Origin of the sequence: Streptomyces kanamyceticus (assembly GCF_008704495.1) — a bacterium.
GTDB classification, from domain to species: Bacteria; Actinomycetota; Actinomycetes; order Streptomycetales; family Streptomycetaceae; genus Streptomyces; species Streptomyces kanamyceticus.
In genome coordinates this window covers 6,512,173-6,532,823 of record NZ_CP023699.1, presented here as the reverse complement: position 1 = coordinate 6,532,823, position 20,651 = coordinate 6,512,173, and the positions used below count along the sequence as shown (strand labels likewise).

At 71.8% G+C, this 20,651-nt stretch carries 20 protein-coding genes; 16 read left to right on the top strand and 4 right to left on the bottom strand.

The annotated features are described in order from the left end of the window. Positions 1-354 precede the first annotated feature (354 nt). From CP970_RS28175 to CP970_RS28135, 9 genes are read left to right on the top strand one after another with little or no spacing between them, the layout of a single operon-like run. On the top strand, positions 355-1,449 hold the full coding sequence (locus CP970_RS28175) for a DUF3344 domain-containing protein (protein WP_055543760.1): 1,095 nt from the start codon (positions 355-357) through the stop codon (positions 1,447-1,449). Between the two features lie 36 nt (positions 1,450-1,485). Next, complete coding sequence (locus CP970_RS28170; RefSeq protein ID WP_055543761.1) at positions 1,486-2,661, top strand: glycosyltransferase family 4 protein; 1,176 nt, start codon at positions 1,486-1,488, stop codon at positions 2,659-2,661. Further along, positions 2,658-4,154: an exopolysaccharide biosynthesis polyprenyl glycosylphosphotransferase gene (locus CP970_RS28165; protein WP_055543791.1), complete on the top strand. Its 1,497-nt coding sequence runs from the start codon at positions 2,658-2,660 to the stop codon at positions 4,152-4,154. Before CP970_RS28170 ends, CP970_RS28165 begins: the two co-directional genes overlap by 4 nt. Positions 4,155-4,159: 5 nt before the next feature. Further along, positions 4,160-5,554, top strand: a complete 1,395-nt coding sequence (locus CP970_RS28160) for an O-antigen ligase family protein (RefSeq protein WP_079043131.1) — start codon at positions 4,160-4,162, stop codon at positions 5,552-5,554. Next, positions 5,551-7,176, top strand: coding sequence for a lipid II flippase MurJ (locus CP970_RS28155; protein ID WP_079043135.1), 1,626 nt, complete (start codon positions 5,551-5,553; stop codon positions 7,174-7,176). Before CP970_RS28160 ends, CP970_RS28155 begins: the two co-directional genes overlap by 4 nt. After that, positions 7,166-7,954: a polysaccharide deacetylase family protein gene (locus CP970_RS28150; RefSeq protein ID WP_224058758.1), complete on the top strand. Its 789-nt coding sequence runs from the start codon at positions 7,166-7,168 to the stop codon at positions 7,952-7,954. The genes CP970_RS28155 and CP970_RS28150 overlap by 11 nt, the downstream gene beginning before the upstream one ends. Continuing rightward, a complete protein-coding gene (locus tag CP970_RS28145) occupies positions 7,951-9,111 on the top strand; it encodes a glycosyltransferase (RefSeq protein ID WP_055543763.1) in 1,161 nt (386 codons plus the stop codon). Before CP970_RS28150 ends, CP970_RS28145 begins: the two co-directional genes overlap by 4 nt. Then, the gene (locus CP970_RS28140) at positions 9,111-9,761 is read left to right on the top strand and encodes a YveK family protein (RefSeq protein WP_055543764.1); all 651 of its coding nucleotides are present in this window, start codon (positions 9,111-9,113) and stop codon (positions 9,759-9,761) included. The genes CP970_RS28145 and CP970_RS28140 overlap by 1 nt, the downstream gene beginning before the upstream one ends. Further along, positions 9,758-10,882, top strand: coding sequence for a GNAT family N-acetyltransferase (locus CP970_RS28135; protein WP_224058757.1), 1,125 nt, complete (start codon positions 9,758-9,760; stop codon positions 10,880-10,882). The genes CP970_RS28140 and CP970_RS28135 overlap by 4 nt, the downstream gene beginning before the upstream one ends. Positions 10,883-10,912: 30 nt before the next feature. Here CP970_RS28135 and CP970_RS28130 read toward each other — a convergent pair whose 3' ends face one another. Continuing rightward, positions 10,913-12,232 (bottom strand): glycoside hydrolase family 26 protein, encoded by a 1,320-nt coding sequence (locus CP970_RS28130; protein ID WP_055543765.1) that lies wholly within the window; start codon positions 12,230-12,232, stop codon positions 10,913-10,915. Between the two features lie 130 nt (positions 12,233-12,362). On the opposite strand from CP970_RS28130, the gene CP970_RS28125 reads away from it, so the two are divergent. Together CP970_RS28125 and CP970_RS28120 are read left to right on the top strand one after the other, a co-directional pair. Continuing rightward, positions 12,363-13,661 (top strand): carboxylate--amine ligase, encoded by a 1,299-nt coding sequence (locus tag CP970_RS28125; RefSeq protein WP_079043132.1) that lies wholly within the window; start codon positions 12,363-12,365, stop codon positions 13,659-13,661. Continuing rightward, positions 13,654-14,922, top strand: coding sequence for an NAD(P)-binding domain-containing protein (locus CP970_RS28120; RefSeq protein WP_055543767.1), 1,269 nt, complete (start codon positions 13,654-13,656; stop codon positions 14,920-14,922). Before CP970_RS28125 ends, CP970_RS28120 begins: the two co-directional genes overlap by 8 nt. Before the next feature lie 295 nt (positions 14,923-15,217). On the opposite strand, the gene CP970_RS28115 is transcribed toward CP970_RS28120, so the two are convergent. After that, positions 15,218-15,409 (bottom strand): chaplin, encoded by a 192-nt coding sequence (locus CP970_RS28115; RefSeq protein WP_055543795.1) that lies wholly within the window; start codon positions 15,407-15,409, stop codon positions 15,218-15,220. A gap of 347 nt (positions 15,410-15,756) precedes the next feature. After that, entirely contained in the window at positions 15,757-16,170 is a 414-nt protein-coding gene (locus tag CP970_RS28110) for a rodlin (RefSeq protein ID WP_055543768.1), read from the bottom strand. A 238-nt stretch (positions 16,171-16,408) separates the two neighbouring features. Here CP970_RS28110 and CP970_RS28105 point away from each other — a divergent pair, with 238 nt between their 5' ends. The 5 genes from CP970_RS28105 (at position 16,409) to CP970_RS28080 (ending at position 20,078) form a co-directional block, all read left to right on the top strand. Beyond that, positions 16,409-16,819 (top strand): rodlin, encoded by a 411-nt coding sequence (locus CP970_RS28105; RefSeq protein ID WP_055543769.1) that lies wholly within the window; start codon positions 16,409-16,411, stop codon positions 16,817-16,819. A gap of 454 nt (positions 16,820-17,273) precedes the next feature. Further along, positions 17,274-18,368, top strand: coding sequence for an LCP family protein (locus tag CP970_RS28095; RefSeq protein WP_055543770.1), 1,095 nt, complete (start codon positions 17,274-17,276; stop codon positions 18,366-18,368). Positions 18,369-18,482: 114 nt separating this feature from the next. Then, positions 18,483-18,890, top strand: coding sequence for a rodlin (locus CP970_RS28090; RefSeq protein WP_055543771.1), 408 nt, complete (start codon positions 18,483-18,485; stop codon positions 18,888-18,890). Between the two features lie 284 nt (positions 18,891-19,174). Then, complete coding sequence (locus CP970_RS28085) at positions 19,175-19,723, top strand: hypothetical protein (protein WP_150494073.1); 549 nt, start codon at positions 19,175-19,177, stop codon at positions 19,721-19,723. Between the two features lie 67 nt (positions 19,724-19,790). Next, positions 19,791-20,078: a hypothetical protein gene (locus tag CP970_RS28080; RefSeq protein ID WP_055543773.1), complete on the top strand. Its 288-nt coding sequence runs from the start codon at positions 19,791-19,793 to the stop codon at positions 20,076-20,078. 104 nt (positions 20,079-20,182) lie between these two features. Here CP970_RS28080 and CP970_RS28075 read toward each other — a convergent pair whose 3' ends face one another. After that, complete coding sequence (locus CP970_RS28075) at positions 20,183-20,437, bottom strand: hypothetical protein (protein WP_055543774.1); 255 nt, start codon at positions 20,435-20,437, stop codon at positions 20,183-20,185. Positions 20,438-20,651: the final 214 nt, after the last annotated feature.

Genomic DNA, 20,651 nt, shown 5'->3' with positions numbered 1-20,651 from the left:
TTGCCCGTCCTGTGTGTGAACGGCCGATCCGGGTGCCAAGTTGTGCGCCCAGACGGGTGATCCGTGGCGCGTGTCCCCCGTGCTGACGAAACCTGCGCGAGGGCGTTGAGCAGAGTCGTGGCGCGGCCGCGGCTGGATGCGGGCGGGTCGTCGCGGCCTCGCCGCCTCCTCACACCCTTCACTGTTCCGACATACGTCACGGAGTTGACGGATGTGACTCCTTCGAGCCGCTACAGTTGCGCTTCCCCATCGGGGGCATTCCACCCATAAGCCCACAGAAGAGCGCATTACATGCGAAGTTCTCATCTCCGCTGTGGTTCCCAGGTCGTCACACCCCGGAAGGCCAATGCCGTCATGCGCCGTTCTCTGGGCCTGCGCCGTGTGTTCGTCCCACTGCTCGTACTCACCGCGTGCCTCACCACGCACGGCACCGGGGCAGCGGCCCCGCCCGGCCCGCCCGGCAACGAGCGAAGCCGCCTCGAATTCACCCAGCGCTTCCACGCGCTGCAGCACGGCGGCGTCGTCCGGGCCGCCAACTCGGCCATCACCTGCCGCCGTCCCGTGGTGCGCACCACCGCGTCCTGCGCCGATGTGCGCGGCGGCAAGCCGGGGACGAACAGCGACTTCGACATGTTCTACATCGACGTCGACAAGGACCCGAACACCTACAACTCGTCCACCGGCGAAGTACGCCTGCCCCCGCACTCCCGCGTCTCCTACGCCCGCCTGTACTGGGGAGGCAACCTCAGGGTCGGCGAGCAGAAACCGGCCAAGGACAACGGACGCGTACTGATCGCCGAGCCGGGCGGCAACTACAAGGCCGTCCGCGCCGACTCCCTGGTGGGCCATCGCGTCACCGGCGACGCGGATGCCTTCCAGGCGTCGGCCGATGTCACCGGGCTCGTACGGGGCGCCGGGGCCGGCTCGTACACCGTCGCCCAGGTCAATGTCGCGATGGGGCACTCCAAGGCCGGTGCGTGGGGCGGCTGGACGCTGGTCGTCGCCTACGAGAACGCGGCCGAGCCGCGCCGCGCCATCGCCGTGTGGGACGGCTTCGACCGGATCGGCGCCGACGGCCCCCGCCACGCGGTGCGGCTGCGCGACGTGCCGCTCGCCCCGGGCGCGAAGGGCCAGGCCGGTGTGGTGGCCTACGACGGCGACCGCGGCAGCGGCCGCGACACGGTGAGCGTGTCCGACGGACGGGGCAGGCCCGCGCCGCTGTCGAACACCGCCAACCCCGAGGGCGACGTACTGAACTCGACGATCAGCGGTCCCGACAGCCCCACCCGCAGGGAACCGGCGTACGCCAACACCCTGGGCTACGACTCGGACGTCCTGCCCTTCACCAGCGGTTCCGGCACGCGGCGCGGCGATCTGACCGTGCACCTCGCCTCGCAGGACCCGGCCTGGATCGGCGTGGTCTTCGCCGCCGTCGACGCCGGGCGCTAGCCCGCGTCGCTCCGCATCGACTCAAGGGAGTCGCAAATGTATCCACCTCAAGCCTCCCCTCCCGTGCGGGTCCTGCATATCTGTCAGCCGGTGGACGGCGGGGTGGCACGCGTCGTCGTCGATCTCGCCGCCGCGCAGGCCGCGGCCGGGGCGCAGGTGCACGTGGCCTGTCCGGCGGACAGCCCGCTGTCCCGGTCCCTCGGCGCGCTGCCCGGCACCGTGCGGGTGCACCCCTGGGCGGCGTCCAGGTCACCCGGTCGTACGCTCGCGTCCGAAGTACGGGGCGTGCGCCGCGTCGTCGACGCCGTGGCGCCCGACCTGGTCCACGCGCACAGCGCCAAGGCCGGTCTCGCCGCGCGGCTCGCCCTGCGCGGCAAGGTGCCCACCGTCTTCCAGCCGCACGCCTGGTCGTTCGAGGCCGCCGACGGGGTCACCGGTCTGCTCGCCCGGCGCTGGGAACGCGCCGCGGCCCGCTGGGCGGCCCGCATCGTGTGCGTCAGCGAGGCCGAGTGGGTGACCGGCCGCCGGGCGGGGATCACCGGTGACTACTCGGTGATCCCCAACGGAGTCGACCCGGAACGCTTCTCGCCGGGCGACCGGGCCGCGGCCCGCGAACGCCTGCTGCCACCCGGCCATCCGGCGCGGGAGGGCGCTCCGCTGGTGGTGTGCGTGGGCAGGCTCTGTCGTCAGAAGGGCCAGGACGTCCTGCTCGGGGCCTGGCCCCAGGTGTCCTGCGAGGTGCCGGGGACCCAGCTGGTGCTGGTGGGAGAGGGTCCCGAGTCGGCGCCGCTGCGCGCCAGGGCGGGGCGCACCGTGACGTTCGCCGGGGCGGTCGCCGACGCGGGCCCCTGGTACCAGGCGGCCGACGTGGTCGTCCTGCCGTCCCGGTGGGAGGGCATGGCCCTGGCCCCGCTGGAGGCGATGGCCTGCGCGAGGCCGGTCGTGGTCACCGATGTGAACGGAGCGCGGGAGAGCCTTCCGCTGGTCGACCGCGGGCGGTGCCTCGTCCCGCCGGAGGACTCCGGCGCGCTGGCCCGGTCGTTGGTCGCGCTGCTGCGGGACGGCGAACTGCGGGAGCAGCTGGGCGCCAGGGGCCGTCGCCACGTCCTGACTCGGCACGATGCGGAGCGGTCCGCCGAGGCCGTCACGGCGGTGTACCGCGAGGTTCTGGGCACGGCGCCCATCAAGGACAGGGAGTGCACCACAACGTGAGTGCCGAACGAACCGTTGCCTCCTCGTCAGGGCACCAGCGGCTGGACGAGCAGGCCGCGTCCGGGCCCTTCGTCGTCGCCCCGCGGGCGGCGACGGGCGGCCGCGCCGGGACACGGGCGCGGCGGCCCGCGCGCGCCCGCCGTTCGACGGCGGCCCTGGCCACGGTCGACGCGGTGGCCGCGCTCGCCGGTGTCCTGTGCCTCGACGAACCCCGGCAGTACGGCGTGCTCGCGTGCCTGCTCCTCGCCGGGGTGCTGTCCCTGAACGTACGGGGTCGGCTGTACCAGTGCGCCGTGCTGCCCGCCACCCTCGACGAGGCGCCCGCGCTCGCCGGTCGGATCGCGCTGAGCTGGTGCGTCCTGGCCGTCCTCGGCACGGTCCTGCCGCCCCGCGTGTGGCTGAGCCCGACCACGCTGGTCACGGTCGTCGCGGTGCAGACCCTGCTGTGCGTGTGCGGACGCGCCCTCGTGCACTGGTACCAGCGCTCGGGCGTCCGGCGCAGGCCGAGCCCGGTCCTGGTGCTCGGCCCGGCAGGTCAGGCGCGGAGCGTCGCCGCGGCGCTGCTGCGGCGGCCCGGCTGCGGCATGCGGCCCGTCGGCGTGGTGAGCGCCTCGCCCGAGGAGGCGCAGGACAGGACGGGTGATCCGGCGCCGGAGGCCCCTCCCGAGCTGCCGGTGCTCTCGACCGAGGACGAACTGCACCGGGCCGTGATCCAGAACGACGTCCGCAGCGTCCTCATCCTCGCCGGGCACGGCGTCGAGTCCCCGGCCGGGCGGCGGGTCCTCGACGACCTGGGCTGCGACCTCTGGGAGCTCGACGCCTGCTGCCCAGGACCGGCCGCCCCGCTGCCCGACCGGGGGCGGCGGTACCACGTCGCGGGCTTCGCCTGCCGTCCGCTGTCCGCCGGTGACCGCGGGACGAGCGCGGACAAGCGGACGCTGGACATCGCGGTGTCGGCCGTCCTGCTGCTCGTCGCCGCGCCGGTCCTGCTGGGCTGCGCCCTGGTGCTCCGCGTGGTCGAGGGACCCGGCGTGATCTTCCGTCAGGAACGGGTCGGCAAGGACGGGCGGCTGTTCACCCTGCTGAAGTTCCGCACCCACCGGCCCGCCAACCCGCAGGAGGCGGCGACGCGTTGGAGCGTCGCCGACGAGCAGCGGATGGGCCCGTTCTGCCGCTTCCTGCGCAGCACGTCGCTGGACGAGCTGCCGCAGCTGTGGAACGTGCTGTGCGGTGACATAAGCCTGGTGGGCCCGCGTCCCGAACGCCCCTTCTTCGTGGCCCAGTTCAGCCAGACCTACCCCAACTACGCACAACGGCACCGGATGCCGACCGGGATCACCGGCCTGGCCCAGATCCACGGGCTGCGCGGGGACACCTCCATCGAGGACCGGTGCCGCTTCGACAACGCCTACATCGACAGCTGGTCCTTCTGGCAGGACCTAGCCATCCTGCTGCGCACGCTGGGCTGTCTCGTACGACGTACGGGGAGTTGAGCGCGGTGACCGAGTCCGCACTCCGCTCCTGGCCCGCCGCTGACGCGGCACGTGCCGCGCGCCCTGCCGGGCCGCGCGCCACCGTCCTGCGCGCGCTCGCCCGGTACGCTCCGGTCCTGCCCGTCGTCCTGGTGGTCGCGCTGCTCGCCGTGCCGCCGCCGTCCGCCGCCGACACCTCCGGCGCGGGAACCGTCGCCGACGCGGTCTCGGCCCTTGTCGTCGGCTACTGCGTCGTATTCGTCCTGCGCGGCCGACGGCGGCCACTGACGCGCACGGCCGCGGTGCTCCTCGCGCTTCCCGTCGTCGGCATCACCGTGGCCGCGTGCGGTGCCGCGTCCGCCGCGACCGGGGTCCCCGGGGCCGCGCGCTACCTGCAGATCTTCGTCCTTGTACCGGCCGCGGTGCTGATCCTGATCCGGGGCGCGCACCACTTCCGCCTGCTGGCCTGGTCGTTCATCGGCCTTGCGCTGTGGCAGGGCGCCCTGGGCGTACACCAGTACCTCACCGGGACCGGCGCCTCGTACATGGGCGAGGACATCCGCGCGGTGGGCACGTTCGGTTCGACGGACGTCATGGGAATGGCGACCGTCGTCTCGTACGGACTCGTCAGCTCCCTGGCGCTCGCCTTCCGGCCCGGCGCGCGGCGCCAGCGGTCCGCCGCGGTTCTCTGCGCGGCCCTGCTCGCCGTTCCGCTCGCGCTGTCCTTCAGCCGCGGCGCGTGGATCGCGACCGCGGTGGCCTGCGCCGCTGTCCTCTTCCTCGCCGGGGTACGGCGGGCGGGCCGGGTGCTCCTCGCCGGTGGCGCGGCCGCCGTGGTCCTGGTGGCGGGGCTCGGCGTGGGCTCCGCGATGCTGCAGGAACGCCTGAGCAGCATCACCCAGGTCACGGACACCCCCGACCAGTCGGTCACCGACCGGTACACGATGTGGGCGGCCTCGGTCGACATGTGGCGCGCGCAGCCGATGACCGGGGTCGGGCTCAAGGGATTCCCCGAGCACCGGGACGGCCATGCCTCGCTCGCCCTGTCCTCCGGCAGCGACACCGCGGGCGCCGGCAGCGATTTCGTACGACAGCCGCTGCTTTCGCCGCACAACATGTACCTGCTCGTCCTCAGCGAGCAGGGTCTCATCGGTCTCGCCGCACTGGCGGGCAGCTGGCTGGCCGTGCTGGTGTGCGCGCTGCGCCGCTGGGCGCGGCAGCGGCCGCGCCGGGCGGGCGCGGGCGGTCCCGAACTGGACTGCGCGCTGCTGGCGTGCGGGCTGCTCGTCTGGCAGCTGGTCGACTTCGTGTACGCGGACATCGGCGGGCCCTCCACCGTGCTGACCGCGGTCGCGTTCGGTCTCGCGGCCTGGTGGGCCGTGGGCGCCCGCGCGCTGCCGGGAGAGGCGGCGGCGCGGTGACTACAGAGCCGCAGGCGGTGGTGGACCTCGCGCCGCCGCCCGCGCCACCCGCGAGGGACAAGGCCAGCAGCGGCTCGTTCCTCGCCAAGGCGGCGCTGGTCACCGCCGCGCTCTCGGTGGCGGGATCGCTGCTGGGGCTCGTACGCGACCAGGCGCTCGCGCACTACTTCGGCGCCGGCACCGACACCGACGCCTTCCTGGTCGCCTGGACGCTGCCGGAACTGGCGGCGACGCTGCTCATCGAGGACGGGCTCGCCTTCTTCCTCGTCCCCGCGTTCAGTCTGGCGCTCGCCCGCCGCGCGGACACTCCGCACGGGGACCCGGTGCGGGCGCTGGTGCGGACGTCGTTGCCGCGGATGACGCTGTGCTTCGCGGCCACGGCCCTCGCGCTGATCGCCGCGGCGCCGTACATCGTCGCGCTGCTCGCCCCCGGCCTCCCCGACCCCCAACTGGCCGTCGACTGCACCCGGTTGACCGCCACCTGCGCCCTCACCTTCGGCCTCACGGGGTACTGCAGCGCCGCGCTGCGGGCGCACCGGCGGTTCGTGGCCCCCGCGACGGTCTACGTGGCCTACAACACCGCGATCATCGCGGCGCTGTTCGTCCTGGCGGGCCGCTGGGGCATCCGGGCCGCCGCGGCGGGCGTCGCGGTGGGCGGCGTGCTCATGGTGGCGGCGCAGGCGCCGTCCCTGTGGCGTCAGCTCCGGCGCGGCCCGAAGGTGTTCATCCCGAACCCCGCCAAGGCGCCGGGGCCGACGGCGCCGACCATGCAGAGCGCGATCATCTGGACGGTCCTGCTGTTCGCGCTCTGCCGCCAGTCGCAGGTCCTCATCGAGCGGTTCCTCGCGTCGTCGCTGCCCGCCGGGGCCATCTCGCACCTGAACTACGCCCAGAAGGTGGCGCAGATGCCGATGGTGCTCTCCCTCATGCTGTGCACCGTCACCTTCCCCGTGGTCGCCCGCGCCCTGGCCGACGGCGAGATCGAGCGGGCCCGCGACCGCGTCGAACGCGATCTCGTCCTGGCGGGCTGCATCGTGCTGCTCGGAGCGGCCGCGGTCATCGCCACTGCGCCCGCGCTCATCGAACTGCTCTTCCAGCGCGGCGCCTTCGGGGCCCGGGACACCGCCGCCACGGCGGCGGTCATGCGCGTGTACACGCTCGGGCTGCTGGGGCACACGTTGGTGGGGGCACTCGCCCGCGCCTACTTCTCCGTCGCCCGCACCACCTGGGTCCCGCTGTTCTCGATGTTCATCGGGGTCCTCGCCACGGCCGGGCTCGGCTTCCTGAGCGTGGGCACGTGGGGCGTCTACGGCATCGCGGGGGCGAACGCGACCGGCATCTGCGTGACCGCGGCGCTGCTGCTGCGGGGCCTCGGGCCGCGCACCGTACCCGTCAGGACCCGCGCGGTGGTGGGGCAGCTGGCCAGGCTCGCGCTGGCCGCGGCCGTCGCCGCGGTACTCGGCGCGCTCTGCGCCCAACGGATGGCGGGGCCGCTCCTCGCCGTCGTGGCGGGCAGCGCGGTGGTCACCGTCTCCTTCGTGCTCCTCGGTCTGGCCCTGCGGGCGCAGCCCTGGCCGTCCGTCGTCCGCTCCGTCACAGGAAGGCTCCGCCATGCCCGTTGACCTCAGACCGAACGCCCCGCACGGGGCGGAGCCCTTCCTCCTTCGCCGCCCGCCCAACACCCCCGCGTGGGTGGCGATGTACCACTCCGTGGAGAACGCCTCCGAGGACCCGTACCGGATCACCGTCTCGCCCCAGCGCCTCGACGCCCAGCTGCGGTGGCTGCGGCGCCGGGGGCTGCGCGGGGTGTCGATGCGGGAGCTGATGGAGGCGTGCGCCCGGGGCGAGCAGCGCAATCTGGTGGGGCTCACCTTCGACGACGGGTACCGCGACTTCGTCGAACAGGCGCTGCCCGTGCTGCGGCGCCACGACTGCACGGCCACCGTGTTCGTCCTGCCCGGCCGCCTCGACGGTGACAACGCGTGGGACCCGCTGGGCCCGCGCAAACCGCTCCTGGGCGCCGACGGCATCCGGCACGTGGCGGAGAGCGGCATGGAGATCGCCTCGCACGGGCTCACCCACGTCGATCTGACCCTGGCCGACGACCAGTTGCTGCGGCGCGAGGTCGACGACAGCCGCGCGAAGCTGAGCGAACTGACCGGCGCCGAGGTGCGGGGCTTCTGCTACCCCTACGGGCACGTGGACGAGCGCGTGGTGGCCGCCGTGCGCGACGCCGGATACCGCTACGCCTGCGCCATCGATCCGGGCGCGCTCCGCGGCCCTCTCGCGCTGCCCCGGGTCCACATCGGGCAGGGCGACACGCCACCGCGACTGGCCCTGAAGGTGTGGACGAACCGGCTCAGGGGCCGCGCCTTCGACCGGGCGGCGGTGACCGGATGAGGGTGCTGCACATCATCACCGGACTCGGCATGGGCGGCGCGGAGCAGCAACTGCGGCTGCTGCTCAGGCACCAGCCCGCGGACTGCGACGTCATCACGCTGACCAACGCGGGCACGGTGGCGGACGGCATCGTGGCCGACGGGTCCGCGCGCGTGAGCGACCTCGGCATGTCCGGCAACCGGGACGTCGCGGCACTGCCCCGCCTCTCCCGGCTCATCAAGGGCGGCCGCTACGACCTGGTCCACACCCACCTCTTCCGGGCCTGCCTCTACGGGCGCATCGCGGCGCGGACGGCCGGGGTACGCGCCGTGGTGGCCACGGAACACTCGCTGGGAGACACCCAGATGGAAGGCCGCAGGCTGACGGCGGGCGTCCGCGGGCTCTACCTGACCGGCGAGCGCCTCGGCCGGATGACGGTCGCCGTCTCCCCGGCCGTCGGGCAGCGGCTGCACCGCTGGGGCGTGCCTCGGCAGCGGATCCGGGTGGTGCCGAACGGCATCGACGTCGATCGCTTCCTGTTCGACCCGGACGCCCGCGCCAGGACCCGCGAGCACCTGGACCTGCCCGAGCACGCCTTCGTCGTCGGCGGCGTGGGACGGCTGACGCGCGGCAAGCGCTTCGACGTCCTGCTGCGTGCCGCGTCCCAACTGCCCGACGACGTCGTGGTCCTGCTGGTGGGCGCCGGTGACCAGGAGCAGGAACTGCGGCGGCTCGCCGACCGGCTCGCCCTGGCCGACCGGGTGCGCTTCGTCGGCGAGGCGGAGCACGAGGACGGCCGCGCGGCCGGACGCGCGCCGGACCTGCCGTCGCTGCTCGCGGCGATGGACGCGCTGGCCTCCCCCTCCCCGGAGGAGGCCTTCGGGCTCGCGCTGGTCGAAGGTCTGGCCAACGGACTGCCCGTGCTCTACACCTCGTGCCCCGCCATCGACGGCCTCCCCCTCGACGACCTGCGCCCGGGCGAACAGGCCAACGCCTCGCACTGCCCGAGCGATCCGGACGCCTTCGCGCAGGTCCTCTTCCGCCTCCGCGGCCGGGACCTCTCGCACCGCACGGCGGCGGCCGCCGTGCGGCACTACAGCATCACCCGCAGCGCCGACCAGCTGATGGACGTCTATGCCTCAGTTGTCTCGGGCCTGACCCCGAAGGTGAGTCCTTGATGAACGACTCCGCAACCGAGCGCCCCCGCACGGGCGCCCTGCGCGCCCGCGCCGCCCGGCTGCCCCGCTGGTGGGCCCTGCCCGCCTGTGCGGCGCTCGGCGCACTCGCCGGTGCCGGATACGGCGTGCTGCACACCCCCCAGTACACGGCGACGAGCTACGTCATCGCCGTGCCGCAGGAGCGGTCGGATCCCGCCACGGCGCTCGGGTTCGCGCAGGCGTACGGCCGGGTGGCGACGCAGCTCGCGGTGCTCGGCGACGCCCAGGTGGCCGCGGGCATGTCGGCCGCCGAACTGCGGGACCGCGTGCAGGTGGCCACCTCGCCGGACGCTCCGATGATCGCCGTATCGGCGTCGGCGGACCGCCCCGGGGAGGCCGCGATCACCGCCAACGCGGTGGCACGCTCGCTGGCGAGCAGCGCCAACCACGCCAAGGACAGCACCCGGGTCAAACTGCTCGCGTTCTCGCGTGCGGTGCCGCCCACCGAGCCCACCTCGCTCTCCACCGGGGTGAGCGTGCTGGTGGGCGGCTGCGCGGGCGGCCTCATCGGCGGTCTCGCGCTGCTGGTCCGCCCGCGCAGGCGCGCGGAGGCGGCCAGCGCGGCGGCCGTTCCCGGTCCGGCCTCAGGCCTGGTCAGGAGCAACGCGTGAGGGCGGCCTCCGCTCCCGCTCTGCGGGCGGAACTCTGCGTCGACAAGGACGCGTTCGCGGCGCTCGCCGCACCGTGGGGTCGGCTGTACCGGGCGTGCGGGGCGGCGACGCCGTTCCAGAGCCACGCGTGGCTGTCCTCGTGGTGGCACTCCTACGGCCGACGCGGGACGCTGCGGGTGCTCCTGGTCCGTGACGAGGAGGACCGGCTCGTGGCGGCGGCGCCGCTGATGCGGGTGCACCGTCCCATTCCGGCGCTGAAGCCGCTGGGCGGCGCGATCTCCGACTTCACCGACGTGCTGGTGGACGACGCCCGCCGCGAGGAAGGGGCGCGGGCGCTCAGGGCGGCCCTGTTCGGCCTGGCCCGCACCGCGCTGCTCGACTTCCGCGAGGCCCGGCCAGGCGCCTGCGTCGAGGACATCTACCGGGACTGGCCGGGACCCAAGAAGACCCTGGTCGACTCGGCGTGCCTGGAACTGCCCGCCATGCCGATGGAGGACCTGCTCAAGCGCCTGCCCGCACCGCGCGCGCAGCGCACTCGCGCCAAGATGCGCAAGCTGGCGGCGCTGGGTGTGGAGAGCCGCATCGTGCCCTGTACGGACGTCGAGCAGTCGGTGCGCACCCTGCTGCACCTGCACCAGTTGCAGTGGCGCGGCCGCAAGGTGACCTCCGAGCACCTGCAGCCGCGGTTCCGCGAGCATCTGCTGCGCTCGATGCGGCCGATGGTGGCGGCCGGTGAGGCGGTGGTGACCGAGTTCCGCCTCGACGGGCAGGTGGTGGCGGCGGACCTGACCCTGCTCTCGGACACGCTGGCGGGCGGCTATCTGTACGGCGCCGATCCGCAGCTCAGGGAGCGCAAGGTGGATGTCGCCACGATGCTCCTGGAGGCCTGCACGCGGCACACCGGTGGCGAACACCCGCGCGCCCTGAGCCTGTTGCGCGGCACCGAGCCCTACAAGCAGCACTGGCGTCCCGAGCCGGTCACCAATCAGCGGTTCCTCCTCGCCCGCAGGAGAACGGCGCCGTTGCTGTGCGCCGCGTCCGGTGACGCGGCCGCCCGCCAGTGGCTCCGGCAGCAGCGGCAGCGCCGCGGTGAGCACCGCGACGGCGGGGCCTCGTCATGACGGCCCGCGCCACCGCGGTGCTCCCTCGCCTCACGAGCGGTTCTTCTCCTGCCACCAGTCGAACCGGACGCACAGCTTGCCGCCCAGCCAGTACTCGACCCAGTCGCCGAGTTCCAGCGGCGAGCAGGTCGGCGGCGTCACGGGCTCGGTCGGCTCGGGAGTCGGGTTCTCGGTGCGGCCGGAGAGCAGTTTCCGGTACACCTCCGAGGCTTCCGGGTTCTGCTTGCACTGCCACACGCCGTGCGGACAGTAGTCGGTGACCGTGTTGTACAGCGGCTTCTTCTCGTCCATCCACTCCAGCATCCGGCGCATGTACTCCTCGTTGTCGCCGTTACGGAAGAGCCCCCACTCGGGGTAGGAGACGGGCTTGTTGTGGGCCGCGGCGAAATCGACGTGCGCCTGCAGTCCGTAGGGCTCCTTGACCTGCTCGTCGAAGGACATGCCGCGGGGCTGGTCGTAGGAGTCCATGCCGACGATGTCGACGACGTCGTCACCCGGGTAGCAGTCGGTCCAGGGGACGGCGTCGCGGCCTCTGCTCGGCGTGAAGTCGAACGAGAACTTCTGTCCGGGAACCGCACGCATCGCGGTGACGATTTTCTTCCAGTACGTCTTCCAGGACTCCGGGTCCGGGCCACAACGATGGGTGTACGTCGTGCCGTTCATCTCCCAGCCCAGCACGATCACCGTGTCGGGCACCCCGAGAGCGACGAGGCGTTCGGCCAGCTTGGTGAAGTGGCTGTCGAAATCACCGGCCGCGCCCTGCTTCAGGAGCGCGGCGACTTCGGTGTCGCCGACGCCTTCCTCGTTCTTCTCCAGCATCGGCACATTGAGGACGAACATCCTGTCGTCCTTCTCCTGGCGCCATTTCGCCCAGTCCTCGAGGAATCCCGGCGACCCCTCGATGTTGTTCCAGCGGTCACCGGGGAGGTACGTGTGCCCGACCCTCAGTTCGGTTCCGTCGAGCCACTCGCTGAGCTGCTCGATGCGCCGTACGCCGCGCGGACCGAAGTCCAGGTACGCGCCGATGGCGGGAGCCTTGGCCGGGGCGGGGGCGGCGCTCGGCGACGTGGACGCCGCCGGATCCGTCGGTTCCGCCGGGGCCGGCGGAGTCTGCGGCGCGGGGACGAACGGCGTGGGCACCTCCGGCGTGGGCACCGAAGGCACGGGCTCCGCGGGAGTGGGCACCGAAGGGACCTCGGGCGTCAGGGGCGTGGCGGCGGCAGGTGGTGGTTCACCGTCGCGCACGATGCCCACCGTGTATCCCGGCGCACAGGCCAAGGCCACCGACGAGATGATTCCGCCCGCGATGAAAGCAAGTCGTTTGCCGCGCTGGCGACGCTCTGGGGCCATGACTTCTCCTCGTTCCCGAGCCATCCGATAGCTAATAGACCGTCATATTTATATCTATTACGCCAATCGAGTCCTTAATCCCCCGTTCCCCTATATCGCCCGCTTGGGCGATCGAACAGTAAGGGTGACTTTGCAGCCTCTGGACACGCGAACTCCTGCTGTCCTCCTGCGGATCGACAGGAATCCTTTTCATCATGGAACTCTGGGTGCCGTGCGTTCCCTGGGACGCGCGGGCGTGGAGGTCCACCTCGTGGCCGACGACCACGGCAGCCCCGTGCAGCAGTCCCGGTACCTGCACCAGATGCACCCACCGCCCTCGCCCGGTGCCTCGCTCCCGGAGGTGGCCGCCGTGCTGCGCTCGGTCGCGACACGCGTGAGCGCCCCGGCCGTCCTGATCCCCATGGACGACATCAGCGCCCTGGCCATCAGCGCCCTGCACGAGGACCTGAGCAGCCGCTACCTGCTGCCGGGGCGGGCCGGTGGCGTGGCCGAGCGGGTGGCGGACAAGGCGACCCTGGCGCAGGTCTGCGCGCAGGCGGGGGTGGCCCATCCGGTGACCCTGGTGCCGGAGTCGGCAGCCGAGGCCGCGGGCGCCGTGGCGCTCCTGGGCGTGCCCACCGTGGCCAAGTGGAGCCGCCCCTGGACGCTGCCGCAGGGCGTCGGGCTGCGCAGTACGACGGTGATCGGCTCGGCGCGCGAGGCCGAGCAGCTCTTCGCGCGCGGGGCCGAGGCGGGCTGCCGTCTGCTGTTGCAGGCGTTCGTGCCCGGCGTACGGGACGCGGACTGGTTCGTACACGGCTGCGCGGGTCCTGACGGGACCGTGCGCGGGGGCGGGACGGGCCGCAAGCACCGCTCCTGGCCGCGGGCCGCGGGCCTGACGGTGAGCGGCGAGTGGACCGTCAACCCGCGGCTGTGGTCCACGGCCCAGCGCCTTGTCGCGGCGCTGGGCTACCGGGGGGTCTTCGACCTGGACTTCCGCAAGGACGCCGCGACCGGCGACTTCTACCTCATCGACTTCAACCCCCGCCCGGGGGCACAGTTCCGGCTCTTCGCCGACGCGGCGGGCACCGATGTCGTCCGCGCCCTCCACCTGGGCCTGACGCACCGGCCCGTACCGCCCCCGCAACCCTCCCCCGGGCGCACGTTCGTGGTGGAGAACTACGCGCCGCTCACGGCGCTTCGCTCCCTGCCCCGGCCGCGGTCGGCCGAGCCTTCACCGGCCGGTGAACTCGCCTGGCACGCCGACGACGACCCCGCGCCGGGGGCGGCGCTACGCCGCCTGTGGCGCCGCCACATGGGACAGCGCCTGCGGGCCGGTGTCGGCCGCCGGTCGCAGCTGTTCCTCACCCCCCTGTCCCGGCGGACCCCGGCGCAGGCCCCGGCCGTCCTGCCCACACCGAACAGAGAGCGAGCAGCCACCGATGCATGACCTGCTGATTGTCGGAGCGGGCCCCTACGGCCTGTCGATCGCCTCGCACGCCGCCGCGGCCGGACTCGACGTACGGATCTTCGGCCGCCCCATGGCCTCCTGGCGGGACCACATGGCCCAGGGCATGTTCCTGAAGTCGGAACCCTGGGCCTCCGATCTGTCCGACCCCGCGGGGCACTACGGCCTGGCCGCGTTCTGCGCCCGTGAAGGACTGCGCGCCGAGCACGGACACCCCCTGCCCATCGGGCACTTCTCCGCCTACGGACTGTGGTTCGCGGAGCGGGCCGCGCCACCCGTGGACGAGCGGCTCATCGCCTCGGTCCGCGCCTGCGCCGGCGGCGGCTTCGAGGCCCGCACCCAGGACGGCGAGGTGCACCACGCGCGAGCCGTGGCACTGGCCGTGGGCGTCATGCCGTTCACCCAGACACCCCCCGCGCTACGGGGCCTCGGCCCCGAGCACGCCTCGCACAGCAGTCACCACGGCGATCTGGCGCGCTTCCGCGACCAGGACGTGACCGTGCTCGGCGCGGGGCAGGCCGCGCTGGAGACCGCCGCGCTCCTCGCCGAACAGGGCACCCGCGTCCGGATCCTCGCCCGGTCGCCGCAGGTAAACTGGAACACCCTGCCCCCGGCCTGGGAGCGGCCGTGGTGGGAGGCGATGCGCGCCCCGCACACCGGTCTCGGCTGCGGCTGGCGCAACTGGTTCTACGCCCGGACGCCCCACCTCTTCCGGCGGCTCCCCGAGCCGATGCGCGCCCAGGTCGCCGCTTCGGCGCTCGGCCCGGCAGGCGCGTGGTGGGTCAGGGAGCGGGTCGAATCAGGCGTCGAGACACTCGTCGGACGGCAGGTCCACAGCGTCGAACTCGCGGGCGGTCGCGTACGGGTGAGGACCAGTGGCGCGGACGGCGAGGGCCCCTCGTTCGCGACCGACCACATCATCGCCGCCACGGGGTTCAGGGCGACGACCCGGCGCATCCACGTGCTCGCCCCCGAGCTGCGCCTCGCGCTGGACTCCCTCGACGACGAAACCCCCTACGTCAGCAACGCGTTCGAGACGAGCTGCCCCGGGCTCTTCCTCGCCGGGCTGACGACGGCTTCGAGTTTCGGCCCCGCCATGCGCTTCGTGTACGGGGCCTCGTTCACCGCCGGGCGCCTGGTCCGCGGCGTCGAGCGGCACCTGCGCGGACGGCCGACACGCGGTGTCGTCCACCCTCTTACGAGTGACGCATCGGGCGAACGGGTGAACCTTGTTCCTGGCTGAAGTCGCCGAGTGATGCACTGGACGTGCTTCATGGGACAGACCGGGTCGCCATCCGCCAGCCGTCGGCATCATTGCCGTGGATGAGCGGCATCCCCCTACGGTCTGGATTGCCATCCCTCCCACGTCGGCAGGGAAGCCTCGCGCACCTGGCTTCCCTGCCGACGCGCGTTTGTACGCGAGGTTCTCCCCCGCACCCCACCGCCGAGCACCAGACCCGTGTAAAGGGGTCCGGCCCCAGCGACTCGGGGAGCGCTGGGGCCGGATTCGACGCGACTGAGACGGCTTGGCCGCTACGTCAGTCGTTGGCGCAGGTGTTGCCGAACGCCGGGTTCAGCAGAGCGATGACGTCGACGCTGTTGCCGCACACGTTGACGGGAACGTGGACCGGCACCTGGACGACGTTGCCGGAGAGCACACCCGGGGAGCCGGTGGCCGCACCCTCGGCGCCGGAGTCGGCGAAGGCCGGGGCGCCCATGCTCAGCGCCATGATGACACCGGCAACGATCGTCGCGCTCTTCTTGAGCTTCACGGGTAATCCCTTCTTTAGGGTCACGCCTCAACGGCGGTTGCAGACCGGGCGGGAAGGTCCCCTTCTCGCACCGTGACCTGAGTCCTACTCAACGAGCGTTCGCGGGTGAGGAAACCGGAATACGGGCAGATTTCGGAAGTTCACTCGAACGCGGACCAGTACCCAAGCAGGCGCCTCACAGGCGGAGTTGCAACGGCACGTCCCGTGGTGATGCGCGACATGAATTCGCGACACGAAAAAGAACTCGGGCCGCCTCAGGTGAAGTTCACCTGAGGCGGCCCGAGCGATGTCCGCGGTGGGGCGGATCAGCTGTTGTGCTCGCCGTTGCCGGAGAGGACCGGGATCTGGTCCAGGATGTGCGACAGCGGCTCGTCGCCCTTGGCCTGGGTGGAGTTCTCGGTGCACTGCTGGTTCTGCGGCGCGGAGAGGACGTTGATGTCCTGGACCGCGACCGGCACCAGGCCGACCAGGGCGCCCGCGTTGCCCTTGACCGGGAGGCCGACACAGGGCTTGTTCAGCGAGCCCTGCACGAGGGACAGCTGCGGGCTCATGTTGCCCTTGGTGACGGAGTTGCCGAACTCCTGCTTGGCGTCGTTGCCGCTCATCGACGTCGTGCCGCCGTCGTCACCGATGGCGAGCGCGGTGGGAGCCGCGGCAGCCGACATGCCGACGACCGAGACGGCGACCGCGGCCGCGGCCATTGCCTTCTTGTAGTGCATTGCTGTTCCTTTTCTGGACCGACCACAGGTAACTGCGGACTGCCCAACTCGCCCTGCGGCTTTTGGTTCCGCCCATTCACTCCATCGGATCGCCTTTCGAAACCGTGCGATCGGCGCGGTCCCGAGTCGGGCCTCGCCGGGGGTTTGGGCCATCAGAGTGAATCTGAGCAACTCATCGCGGCCGGGGTAGTTGCTCAGGGTGCTCCGCGGACGGGGCTCAGTCATGAAGGGAATCCCTGTGCTCAAGAAGGTTATGGCCGCTGCGGCGGTCACGGCTTCCGTCGTCGGCATGTCGGCCGCTGCGGCCCCCACGGCGCTCGCCACCGGCAACGACGGCGGCACCAACACGATGAGCGGCAACGGCGCCATCCAGGAGTTCGGCAACTCCGCCACGTACGGCAACATGAGCCCGCAGATGGCCCTCATCCAGGGCTCGCTCAACAAGCCCTGCATCGGCCTGCCCGCCAAGGTGAACGCGGGCTCCCTGGTCGGCGTGGTGCCGGTCGCGGTCCAGGACATCCCGATCCTGTCGGCGCCGCAGAACCAGCAGTGCACCGAGAACTCGACCCAGGCCAAGGGCGACGAGCCGCTGTCGCACATCCTGGACGACATCCCGGTCCTCTCCGGCAACGGCGAGGGCAACAACTGACGTTCAGCAATTCAGCGGGCCGCCACCTCCTGTGGCGGCCCGCTGTGCTGTTCCATCTGTGCTGTTCAATCCGTGCTTTTCAATATCGGGGCCAGGGATCCTGCTCGATCAGCCTGTTCCATTCGTGGTCGGGAAGTCCTGGAATCGTCCTTCCCTGCTCGCGCCACATTCTGATCAGGGATTCATAGACCGGGTCGGTGCGGCTTTCCGGGGGCTTCCTGCTCGCCGGGATCACCCCGACCCTCTGCCAGCGTCCTGCGCCATCAGCCATTGGTTCCCCGTCCTGGTTGGAGAGTCGCTGCTCTTGTTCCAACCCGTCTCGCCATCAAAACAGCACGCTGTGGCGAAAGAGTTGTTCCTGTGCGCCGCGCCAGAACCACGGCGGAATGACATGTCATCCCGTTCTACGGTGACCCGAGACTTCCTCCCTCTCACCAAGCCAGCGGAGAACAGCATGAGGACGACCCCCCGCGCACCGTCGCGTGGACGAGGCGGAAAGTGCCTCGGCGCCATCACCCTGGGGGTCGCGCTCGCCGCTTCCCTGACCGGGCTCACCGCCGTCGCGGCGCCGGGGCCCGCCCAGCGACTCTCGGTCTTCGACGGCATGACGAACCGCCCGGAGAACGGTCCCGGCACGAACATCCTGCTGCTGGGAACCGACACCCGCGCGGGCATCACCAAGGCCGAGAAAGAACGCTTCTCCACCGGCAGCGTGGGCTGCAACTGTTCCGACACGATCATGCTCATCCACGTATCGCCGCGGAAGGACCGGGTCAGCGTCGTCGGTCTGCCGCGGGACTCCCGCGCCGTCATCCCCGCGCACCGCGACCGGGCGACCGGCGCCACGCGTGCGGCGCATCCCGCCAAACTCAACGCGGCCTACGCCGAAGGCGGTCCCCGGCTCGCGGTGCGCACGATCGAGCGGATGACGAAGGTACGGATCGACCGCTATCTGGAGATCAACTTCAGGCGGTTCATCGACAGCGTGAACCAGGTCGGCGGCGTCCGCGTGTGCACCCCGCGGCGCCTCAAGGACTTCGCCACCAAGATGGACCTCCCGCCGGGCACGCATCACCTGACGGGTGGCCAGTCGCTGCAGTACGTCCGGTCCCGGCACGTGGACGACAGCGCGGACTTCGGCCGCATCCAACGCCAGCAGCGCTTCCTGGTGGGGGTCCTGCGCACCCTCTCCTCGGACCGCGCGTTCACCGACCCCCTCCGCACGGCCCGGCTGGCCCGCGCCGTCCTCGGGTCCTCGCGCGTGGACCAGGGGTTCACCGTCGATCAGCTCGCCTCGCTGGCCACGGCCCTGCGCGAGCTCCCGCCCTCGAAGATCGAATTCACGACGGTCCCCATCCGCGGGTTCAGCGCGTCGCAGGACGGGATCGGCGCCACGCTGGACTGGGACAAGCCGCGGGCCGCCAAGGTCTTCGGTGCCCTGAACCGCGGTCACGCGTTCGATGCCCGCAAATCCGCGGGAGCCCCCTCCGACCCGCCCCGGCTCGGCAGCAGGGAAATCTTCCACGGCGACAAGGTCGCGTGTGACTGACGGTGAGCACCGCACTCGGCTGAACGGGCTACTCACCGCAACTACCTGGCTGCCACTCAGTTGATAGACATGCGGCTCCACAACGGAGCCGGTCTTCGAAGGGAACCCCACACCATGAAGAAGCTGCTCGCAACGGCCGCGCTCGCCGCGTCCGTCGCCGGTATGTCCGCCGTCACCGCGCCCTCGGCCATGGCCATCGGTGACGACTCGGGCACCACCTCGTCCAGCGGCAACGGCGCGACGCAGAGCTTCGGCAACTCCGCCACCCACGGCGACATGAGCCCGCAGATGTCCCTGGTCCAGGGCTCGCTGAACAAGCCCTGCATCGGCCTCCCGGCCAAGGCCAACATCGGTTCGCTCGTCGGCGTCGTGCCGGTCGCGGTCCAGGACATCCCGGTCCTGTCGGCCCCGCAGAACCAGCAGTGCACCGAGAACTCCACCCAGGCCAAGGGCGACGAGCCGCTGTCGCACATCCTGGACAACATCCCGGTCCTCTCGGGCAACGGCGCGGGCAACAGCTGACCTGTACCGCCCACGGCCGTGCGGGTCCCCTTCAGGTGCGACAGGGGACCCGCGCGGCCGTTTCGCGTTTCTACGGCTCCACGGCTCTACGGCTCTACGGCTCTACGTCAATGTGTCCGCGTCACCCGAGTGGCGGGGCTATCCGCCCGGTGGACCCGGGGTCTGTTATCCGTCGGCGCTCCGGTGGCATAACCCTCCATGCATCGCAGGAGTAAACGAGAGAAACCGCGAACGTCAGACTCTGGGAGTGTTGTGTGATGGGTGCCCGCAGACATCTACTGTTCTTGGCAGCCGTACCCCTGGCCATGGGAGTGACAGCTCTGCCGGCCGGTGCCGATCCCCTGCCGCCCGCTCCCTCGACGCTGCCGGACGGCGGCACGGCCATTTCGACGCGGACCGCCAGCGTCGTCACCGAGCTCAGCGCCCAGGAGGTCTCCCTCGGTGACCGGGCGACCCTGCACGTGAGCGGCCGTCTGGTGGACGGAGACACGCTCGTGTTCCCGCTGTCGCAGCTCGCGGTGTCCGTGGAGATCACCAGTACGGCCGGTGCCGTCCAGCGGTGCAACACCGTGACCACCCGCGAGGGCCGCTTCACCTGTACCTTCCACGTCGCCGCCGATGACACGGCCTCAGCCACCGTCATCTTCCCCGGCAACGCCCTGTTCGCCCCCGGGACGGCGAGCACGACCATCGCCCCCGTGCCTACCGCGCCCACCCCACCGGCCGCGACTCCCCCGGCCGCGACTCCCTCGGTCACGCCCGAGGCCGTCGCCACCCCGAGCGCGACCCCGAGCGCGACCCCGTCGAGCAGCCCCGTTCCTGACGCCCACTAGGGTCGAAAGCGGGCAGTCGCCGGTGCGTCGCCCGGAAAGGGCCGCCGTGAGGGCTGAGGGTCAAGGCATGTTGACTGCGCTCACCACCCACCGACCGTTCCGCCTCACCGTCTGCACCCTCGTACTGTCCACGGGTCTGTGTCTGGCCTCGGGCGGCGCCGCCGTCGCGGCGCAGCGGACGGATCCCGGTCCGTCCTGGCACCAGCAGAGTGTGGACTTCGCCGGTGGCGTCCTCGACTACCGCGAGACGGAGTCCGGGTTCGACGCCGCGGGGACCGCCTACTTCGAGCAGAGCCGACTGACGGTGGGCGGTCCTGAACACATCCGCTACACGACCACGGAATCCCACTCCTGACCCTCGTCAGCGGCCTCGGCCGCACACAGGCGTGAGCCCCGAAGCAGTTGCTTCGGGGCTCACGAGGCGATCCGGCTCAGCGGCCGGACAGCAGGGGGACCACGTCAGGAGTGCGAACCCGTCGAGTTGCCCGTGGCACCCGAGGGGCCGGCCTGCTTCGTGGTGGTCTTGAAGTAAGCCTTGCCGTCAGGGGTGAAGCCGCTGACCGTGCTCGACGACATGCCGCCGCTGGAGTTCGCGGAGTCCTGCGACTTCTTGTAGCCGGGGCCGCCGTCGTGGGCGGACGCGAAGCCCGCGCTGCCGATGACGAGGGGCGTGACGAGAGCGCCGACAGCGACGTACTTGGCAATGCTGCGCATCTTGATGCGGTCCTTTCAGAGTTCGCCGGCCACGGGAAACCCCTTCACAGGGGTCAGCGGAATCGGCCACCTTCCGCCGTGAGCGATCTTGCCCCGCCACCGGGGAGGCCGCATCCGGGGCGATTACCCGCAGTGAGGAACATCCGTCGCGTCGCCTGCCATATGGCAGTTGACCAGTACTGATGCCGCGTCGGATCGGCTGCGGATTCTCCTC

Bases quoted from the DNA above. Each gene is read 5' to 3' on its own strand.
- CP970_RS28080 (WP_055543773.1), top strand. From the start codon at position 19,791: ATGTTGACTGCGCTCACCACCCACCGACCGTTCCGCCTCACCGTCTGC.
- CP970_RS28090 (WP_055543771.1), top strand. From the start codon at position 18,483: ATGAAGAAGCTGCTCGCAACGGCCGCGCTCGCCGCGTCCGTCGCCGGT.
- CP970_RS28075 (WP_055543774.1), bottom strand. From the start codon at position 20,437: ATGCGCAGCATTGCCAAGTACGTCGCTGTCGGCGCTCTCGTCACGCCC.
- CP970_RS28120 (WP_055543767.1), top strand. From the start codon at position 13,654: ATGCATGACCTGCTGATTGTCGGAGCGGGCCCCTACGGCCTGTCGATC.
- CP970_RS28140 (WP_055543764.1), top strand. From the start codon at position 9,111: ATGAACGACTCCGCAACCGAGCGCCCCCGCACGGGCGCCCTGCGCGCC.
- CP970_RS28170 (WP_055543761.1), top strand. From the start codon at position 1,486: ATGTATCCACCTCAAGCCTCCCCTCCCGTGCGGGTCCTGCATATCTGT.
- CP970_RS28110 (WP_055543768.1), bottom strand. From the start codon at position 16,170: ATGCACTACAAGAAGGCAATGGCCGCGGCCGCGGTCGCCGTCTCGGTC.
- CP970_RS28175 (WP_055543760.1), top strand. From the start codon at position 355: ATGCGCCGTTCTCTGGGCCTGCGCCGTGTGTTCGTCCCACTGCTCGTA.
- CP970_RS28150 (WP_224058758.1), top strand. From the start codon at position 7,166: ATGCCCGTTGACCTCAGACCGAACGCCCCGCACGGGGCGGAGCCCTTC.
- CP970_RS28130 (WP_055543765.1), bottom strand. From the start codon at position 12,232: ATGGCCCCAGAGCGTCGCCAGCGCGGCAAACGACTTGCTTTCATCGCG.
- CP970_RS28145 (WP_055543763.1), top strand. From the start codon at position 7,951: ATGAGGGTGCTGCACATCATCACCGGACTCGGCATGGGCGGCGCGGAG.
- CP970_RS28115 (WP_055543795.1), bottom strand. From the start codon at position 15,409: ATGGCGCTGAGCATGGGCGCCCCGGCCTTCGCCGACTCCGGCGCCGAG.
- CP970_RS28095 (WP_055543770.1), top strand. From the start codon at position 17,274: ATGAGGACGACCCCCCGCGCACCGTCGCGTGGACGAGGCGGAAAGTGC.